This is a genomic window from Candidatus Margulisiibacteriota bacterium (assembly GCA_028706105.1).
Lineage (GTDB): Bacteria > Margulisbacteria > Riflemargulisbacteria > GWF2-35-9 > DYQY01 > DYQY01.
Genome location: JAQWCF010000082.1, coordinates 1 through 7,603 on the forward strand (window position 1 = coordinate 1; position 7,603 = coordinate 7,603).

Genomic DNA, 7,603 nt, shown 5'->3' on the forward strand with positions numbered 1-7,603 from the left:
TCAGTTTTTCTTCATATTCACTTCTTCTTTTCTTAATAATCTCTCTTTTCTGTCTATATTCATCACTACTTATTTCTGAAATCTTACACCAGGCCATAGGTAAATCATCAATAGTCCAAACAGTTGTTTGATTATCTCCATATTTAGGTTTATTCCCTTTACCCTGCATTATCTTTATCTGCTTCTTTTGCAAAGGATGGACGGTAACACCATAAGCACCGGAATGTTTCCCTATCTTCAACATAGCTACATTCTCGCTTACTAAACCTAAATTAAAAGAACTTTTATAATATTTAAATTGGTCATTCTCAAAAGCATAAACATCTTTAAAATAAAAATCATTAATTAATTGAAAAAATGTTTTTTTAAATTGCAGTATTGGTTGACCAACAATAGCTTCATATTGCCTTACAAAATCTTTATTAATAGTATTTATCTTCACCTTGCCAACAAACGCTGAGCCTATTGAAACATGTTCTTTGTTAGAAGGAACTGACTGTGTGTCTTTCTCTGCACCAAAAAATTTAATATTTTTAGATATTTTTACTCCACATGACCCTTTGACTAAATCAAAATCAGAAAAAGAAATCATCTGCCCAACAACATTCATTGTTCTCTTGTTGTGCTCAAAACCTCCTGAACTAATTATGGTTTTATCCTTCATATTATTCATCAGGGCAGTCATAAACGCACCTTTTACAGAACTGCCAGGCAAGATGGGTTCATTATAAAAAGAAGTTCGAATAATTCGTTCTATGCTTGTTTGGCTTATTACTCCTCTATGTCCGGTGTTTTCTGGATTATTATATTTTTTTTCTAAATCACTACACACATTATCTACTTCATATTTAGAGCACCCAACATGGAAATTATCTTTTATGAATTTTCTAATGCTAAGTATCGCTCTATCCCCTTGCTCACTACATACATTTACAAACTCATTCCATTTTTCGTTCTCCATTAAATGCTTAGTGAATTTATTTCTATCAATAAAATGTAATTTATTATCCGCAATAACATAATCTGTTGGATAATAGTCTTCGCCCATTCCTATATGAACAGGAGTAAGCACCTCTATCTGTATTGGTATCTCTATAAACGGTTGTTTTATCATAAATTAATCTCCCTTTAATTTCTTTATGCCTATAGTCTCCGTTAGTAACTGCATCTGTCTAATAGCTACTTGATTCAATTTAATTAATCTGTCTTTCTGCTCCAAACTTGTCTCGATAAAATGTGCATTTAAAATTTCTAGATTAGCTAAGCAAACTAATTGGGATACATTGGAATAGTCACGAATATTTCCTTTTTTATCAGGATTTGCATCCCTCCATTGCTTTGCAGTAACACCAAAAAGTGCCATATTTAAAACATCTGCTTCGCTTGCATAAATTATGCTAATTTGAGAATTATTCAACTTTGAAGGCACTAGGTTTTCTTTTATTGCATCAGCATGAATCCTATAATTAATCTTAGTTAGAATTCTTTTTACATCCCAATCTAGTTGGGTTTGTTCCAGAGATTTTAACCGTTGAAATTCTTTTATCAGATATATTTTAAATTCTGCACTTATCCACATGCCAAATTCAAAAGCGATATCTTTGTGTGCGTAGGTTCCGCCGTATCTTCCGGCTTTGGCAATTAATCCAACTGCCTTAGTTTTCGATACCCATTCTTTAACACTAATTTTATAGTTGTTGAGTCCTGCATGACTTTTAATTATGGCAAATTCGCCATAATTAAAATCAGGATTATAAATCCTTTCCCAAATCCCCAAAAACTCCACCGTATTTCTGTTCCTAAGCCAGTCAGAAATAAAAAATTCACCATCTTTTGCCTGTAGCATATCAGTTAGAGATATAAAATCCTCCTCATCCTGTCTTAGAATGTTTATTTCTATTCCTTGTACATTCAGCTTGCTCATACGAATTTTCCCATAGACAAATCAATGTCAATAAACATTGGGAACAAACAAGCATGATGCTTGTGCCCTATTTGCAACGAAACATTATCTAAATAAGTTCCATAATAATCTTTCGGTTCAGTAATTTTAAACAAACTACCTTCCACATACAGCTGAACAGGGTTTTTACGAAACAAAGAGCCTCTTCCATGCTTAGAATACTTAGTAATAAGCTTTCCATATTCTAACTCACAAGCATCATCAGGTAAGCCATTGGAAAGTGAAATAAAATGTTTTTCACCTTTATATAGAGGCAAATCACTTTCGTTAATTGACTGTTTTTCAAATGAACCTTTACCTGTACTTTTATCCTTACCAATACCAAACAATGTTAACAATTTAACAACTTCTGTTACTTCTTCTTTTAATAAAACATTTTCATTAAATCTCACATAAAAACATAAACTTGTGTTTTCTTTATAAAAAGTCTCTGAATCAGAAAAAAGTGCTCCACTTAAACCAGTTCCAGTGTTTCGATCAATTGCATTTCTAACAACCACTTGATCTTTGCTTTCTAAAGGAACACTGTCTATTAGTGTTTCTTTTAGTGAAAGCAACTTGTTTATAGATAATTGATCCTGAAAACAAGATATTGGTAAGTATCTAATTTTTTTCAACTTTTTAATGCTTGCATACTCTTTAACACTACTAACTACTTTATTGCCATTAGGGATAATCGGACAAGGGAGATAACCCTCAGGAAAAATATTAGAGAAGACTACTGCATTGCAATCAAGAATCTTTTTTAATTTATCTGCACCATATTTATCCAAATAATTCCAACAAAAAGCACCAAAAAGTGTATCACTGTGAATGGTTGTAGAAAATGACGATAGTGGTTTAATTACTACTTTTAATGTTTGCATTGATTCCTTATTTTTTTGTGAATTTTTCTATAAGCTCACCAAGATCACCATCTAAGTTAACAGCTACATCACCTTCTGTTAAATTTTTAAAACTAACCCTCCCATAACCACGAGAGCCACCACCACCCAAACAATCTATTTCCAAAAGCTTCAATCCTAACTTCAAAAAACTCTTCATCAGTTCTGCGTCATCTGTATCAAAAACTTTTACAACTACCCTAAACTCAAATTCAGCTCCAGCAGGAACACGTTCTATTTGCCTAGGTCCAGCTCCTGCCGCTGTACCCGTTTTTCTATTAATCACAACCTCATATTTTGCCTCAGTTAACGCATTGTGATCTCTTAATAATTCTGCATTTAATAAATTACAATCAGAAAAAACCAATCTAGTAGGCCCACCCTTATACTGTAGATCAGACTTTCCATTTCCAAACATTTTACATAGCAAATCATCACCACTGGAAAAAAAGGGAACACCTTCATCTTTTTTATTGGTTTCAATTCTATCTGTCACTTGTTCTAACAAGCATCTAATTTTTCCCTTAATTGATGAACCAGGAATATATGGCTGATTATTTAAAAGATTTTTTATTACTGGAGAATCTATTCCTCCAATATGCACTTCATCATTACCTGCACCAATATGTAACCCACTCTCTAAAACAATTGATCCTTTTATCTCTATAAATTTACTTAATTTCATCTTTACCTCCTAGTTACCAAAATAAGCAATAACTGCTTCATATAAACTACAAAATACTTTAAAATCTTGAACATCATTTACTTCATTCAGGCTGTTTGTAATAAATAACACAAAATTGTCTCCTCGGATATGTTTCCTTGATCTAGCATAAGCGACCTTAGCTCTAAGCATATTTAAATATGGTTTTTGTCGTTCAAACTCTAATTCAATATTTTCTGAACTATTTATTTTAGATTTTATTGTTAACACATCATTATAAAATTTTCTTATTTGATTTTTATCCAATTCCTTTTCAATTTTTTCCCACTTATTCACACTTGTAAGACTAATAACTATTTCTTCTGCTTTCTTTGAAAACAATTCAGCATTTACTATGCCTTTCTCTTTGTCCTTCCAAAACTCCATACCTCTACCTCCTTTTAATCTCGTTCTTCATATAACATTTTACTTAAAGGGATATTTAATTTTTTTCCCCAAGTCTCAATTTGTTTATCAAAACCATCTCGACTATTTTTCCCCTGTTCGTCAAAAACACCCAATAAATAATTTCTTGTTTCCATATTTTCTCTTTTTCCATAATTCTTATTAGTTACATAATGAAACATAGGTTTCCACATCAAATCTCGTGGAGTTTCTCCTTCTGACATCTCACAAAATTGTATTATCCTATACAAATATTGAGTAGAAAGTTTATACTTCTCAATCTCTTCGCCAACACCCATTAATAAATCAAAACTATCCCAATTAACTGTTTGATTAAACATTGTGAAGGAGTTTTTCCCTTTATTTTTTGATAATAGTAATTGCTCCTCGGCTAACTCTCCTATTTTAGGTACAGGTAAGGATGGTTTTGCCAAAGCAAACCCCATTGAAAGATGAAGTCCCTCATTGTTCGCAACATAACTCTTGAAACTTTTTTTTATAAATTTTATTACCTTAAACATATCCGTCCAAGAACCAATAAGAAATAAGTCGTCTCCACCAGCAAAAACAGTATATATATTAAGTTTTTTCTCCTTAATTTCTTCAATCAACACTACTGTAAAATAATAATCCAGCATTCTAGACAATGATGCATATTTTGAAAAAGTTAATTCATTTATCTCTTTCTTATCTTTTATGTCCATAAATCCCTTTGAAAAAATATATCCTAAATTATCAACATCTGCCTTAATAACACCCAGAAAAGGTTTGCCCTGCTTTGTTACTTCATTCAATGATTGATAAGCAAGATGTGTAAAAGTTTTTGGGTATCCTTCCTTAAATTCATTTTTATCAAATTGTGTCTCTGTCATTCCACAAAACCTATCATCATTGAGGTCATTGGCCGTTAATACTGGCAAATTACCAGCATACCGCTTCACTGGATAACCATCAGCAGTTTCATCGCTTTTTAAAGTAAAAACATATTCAGCGTTAGCATCTTTTACAAAATTAATTTTATAACCAAGCAAAAGATCAAATCCTTCTATTTCACTTCCAATAGAAAGATATTCAGCTTTAATTATTTGTTTACCCATACTATCCATCATTGAGCATTGTTCACAAAAATCACCTTTTACTTTTGGATTTGTATTACAAGACACACAAGCACCAGTATCTTGATTTTTCTCAGTCCATGAATTTAAATAATTACTAAAAACTGCAGAATCTTCATCAATAATAATTTTTAATTTTTTCTCATCCAAGGCATTATTAATTTCATTCATCTTATTAAAAAACATAGGAACATTATCTAGATGAGTAAAAAAGTCTTGTTCGGCAGCTTCAACATAAGCAATATTCATTCTTGTCTCACCATATGTTAACTCAGACATTCTCTTGTTAACTTCGTTTTCAATTTTATTTATTACTATTTTTGTCTTACCTGTATTAGGAGCTAATATTGTAAATTTACCGCCTGCGTTCATAACTATTCCAGCAGGAGTAAGGCCAATATCCTTACATATTTTATAAGCCACTATATCGGTAGCTATAGACACAAAAAATGATCTTGCACGCAATATTTTAGCGGCATGAGAATGTCCTTTAATGTTAAAAATAAATTTTTGTATTCCTGAAAAATCACCTTGTATTAATAAAAATTTATTTTCAGCTAAGTTGCTCTCCATAATATTTTTATAAGTTAAAGTTTTTTTATCCTCATGATATAAGTAAAGCGCATCAGCAAAAGCGGTTGTTGTTTTTAAATGATCAAACAAGGAAACATTTGGAATAACATCATAAGAAGATGAAGGGATGCACCAGGTATATTTTTCTAAAAGAGTCAACATCGTTAAATAAAATTGATTAAAATTGATTTCCTTAAGCGAATAATCAATTCCTTTAAGTGTAGCCTCAAAATCACTCCAAAATAATTTGTATTGTGCTTCTGCCGTTTGCTGTGACAATTCAGCTTTGTCTTTAGGCATACTATTTTTTGCTGAAAGCTTATTAAGAGAACATACTTTTATAATATGTTGTACTTGATTATCAGTTTTTATTTGAGAAAAAATAGATTCTAATCTGGCTCTTTTATAGTCCTGTTGTCCAACATTAAACCTTTCATTTGTATCTGTTTCGCTTTTTTCATATTTCTTGCTTGACTCTCTATCCAAACCACTTGATAGCCAATCTGCTTTTTTAACAATAGCATACAAAGGTTCCAACTTTTTATCAAAACTAAACTGAGTTTGTGATAAATGATGAGTTGAGGCAATATTTATAACATCCCCATCTATATCAAAATAATTTTTATTAATATTAGCTAAAGCTACCCCAGTGTGAGCAGCATGGTAATGAGACTTTTTACCATTATATTCAGGTAAATAATTTTGATAATCAAACTCATCCGACACTGTTAATGGCAATCCTGTTCTTTGACGAAATTTTCCAATATCGTGCAATAGTGCAGCTAAAACTACTTTTTTGTGTTCATCAAGATTGTTTTCTTTTTTTATCATTGAATATTCCTTCCTATATAGTATCTTACAATAAAAAAATTCTCAATTTTTGAGACAATAATTTTTTGTCATCTCTTTTAATGTTCTCAAGCAATCCTCCGCAAATTCCTTTGGCTCTATTATTTTTATTTGTTCAAGATAAGAAAATAATATCTTTTTTGCTCTAAAAAAGCTATGTATCTGCATATTCACTTTTTTCGTCCCATCAAGTAAATCGATTACTTCATAATCATCAAACTGCCCCTCATAATGTTTCGCCAATTCAGGCAAAATAAAAAAAGAAATCTTAATTAGTTTACTTTTTATATTCTGGTTGATTTCAGGAAAAATTCTTAGCTCTGACATCCTATCCAGTCTATATTCTTTAAACACTTTGTCTGACATATCATACCCAACAAGATAATATCTTTTTCTTATTTCAATAATATCAACGCAAAATGCTTCCACCTGAAATTTTTTTTCATATCTTGGGCTTAAATAATTAAACTTTATTTTATGACAACCACAACAAGAGTCTCTTAATCTGTTAATTACTTTTAAGTCAAACTCCTGAGAACACTTTTCACAAAAAGTTTTTTCATCGCTATTCTTAACGCTAATAATAGAATATTTTCCAAAACTTTTTTTAATCACAAATCCATTGTCACGCAAATTTCTAATATATCTGTAAATAGTTTTCTCTGACACAGAACATAGATTTGATAATTCTTCTATAGAAAGCTGTTCTTCTTTTAATGCTTTTATTACTTCAAAAATTTTGAAAATTTTCATCACTACATCCTCAACTTATAGCTACTCTTATCCAAGAATAATAAACAATCTAGGAAAAATCAACTATCGTCCACCTCTTAAAGCTATTTCCTCGTCATTTAGCTTTAGGCTTTTAGCTTTAGGCTTTTAGCTTTAGGCTTTTAGCTTTATAATAAGCTTATGCAAATCAAAACAGACTCTCTTATCAAAAATTACGGTAAAAAATTCGCAGTCAACAATATATCCATTAGCGTTAATCAAGGCGAGATAGTTGGTCTTTTAGGCCCCAACGGTGCAGGGAAAACAACAACTTTTTATATGATAACAGGCTTAATCAAACCAACCTCTGGTAAGATATTTTTAGATGAACAAGACATCT

At 31.1% G+C, this 7,603-nt stretch carries 8 protein-coding genes; 1 reads left to right on the forward strand and 7 read right to left on the reverse strand.

Features of this window, described 5'->3' with window-relative positions:
* From csm5 to PHF25_07935, 7 genes are all read right to left on the reverse strand, one after another.
* A partial coding sequence (csm5, locus tag PHF25_07905) for a type III-A CRISPR-associated RAMP protein Csm5 (protein MDD4527940.1) occupies positions 1 to 1,114 on the reverse strand: 1,114 nt, incomplete at its 3' end.
* Between the two features lie 3 nt (positions 1,115 to 1,117).
* Entirely contained in the window at positions 1,118 to 1,924 is an 807-nt protein-coding gene (locus tag PHF25_07910; protein ID MDD4527941.1) for a KilA-N domain-containing protein, read from the reverse strand.
* Positions 1,921 to 2,829, reverse strand: coding sequence for a type III-A CRISPR-associated RAMP protein Csm4 (gene csm4, locus PHF25_07915; GenBank protein ID MDD4527942.1), 909 nt, complete (start codon positions 2,827 to 2,829; stop codon positions 1,921 to 1,923). The genes PHF25_07910 and csm4 overlap by 4 nt, the downstream gene beginning before the upstream one ends.
* A 7-nt stretch (positions 2,830 to 2,836) precedes the next feature.
* On the reverse strand, positions 2,837 to 3,532 hold the full coding sequence (gene csm3 / locus PHF25_07920) for a type III-A CRISPR-associated RAMP protein Csm3 (GenBank protein ID MDD4527943.1): 696 nt from the start codon (positions 3,530 to 3,532) through the stop codon (positions 2,837 to 2,839).
* Between the two features lie 9 nt (positions 3,533 to 3,541).
* Entirely contained in the window at positions 3,542 to 3,937 is a 396-nt protein-coding gene (gene csm2, locus PHF25_07925; protein MDD4527944.1) for a type III-A CRISPR-associated protein Csm2, read from the reverse strand.
* Between the two features lie 14 nt (positions 3,938 to 3,951).
* Positions 3,952 to 6,474 (reverse strand): type III-A CRISPR-associated protein Cas10/Csm1, encoded by a 2,523-nt coding sequence (gene cas10, locus PHF25_07930; protein ID MDD4527945.1) that lies wholly within the window; start codon positions 6,472 to 6,474, stop codon positions 3,952 to 3,954.
* A gap of 42 nt (positions 6,475 to 6,516) precedes the next feature.
* Entirely contained in the window at positions 6,517 to 7,245 is a 729-nt protein-coding gene (locus PHF25_07935) for a WYL domain-containing protein (GenBank protein ID MDD4527946.1), read from the reverse strand.
* A 159-nt stretch (positions 7,246 to 7,404) separates the two neighbouring features.
* On the opposite strand from PHF25_07935, the gene PHF25_07940 reads away from it, so the two are divergent.
* On the forward strand, positions 7,405 to 7,603 hold a 199-nt coding region (locus PHF25_07940; GenBank protein ID MDD4527947.1), incomplete at its 3' end, for an ATP-binding cassette domain-containing protein.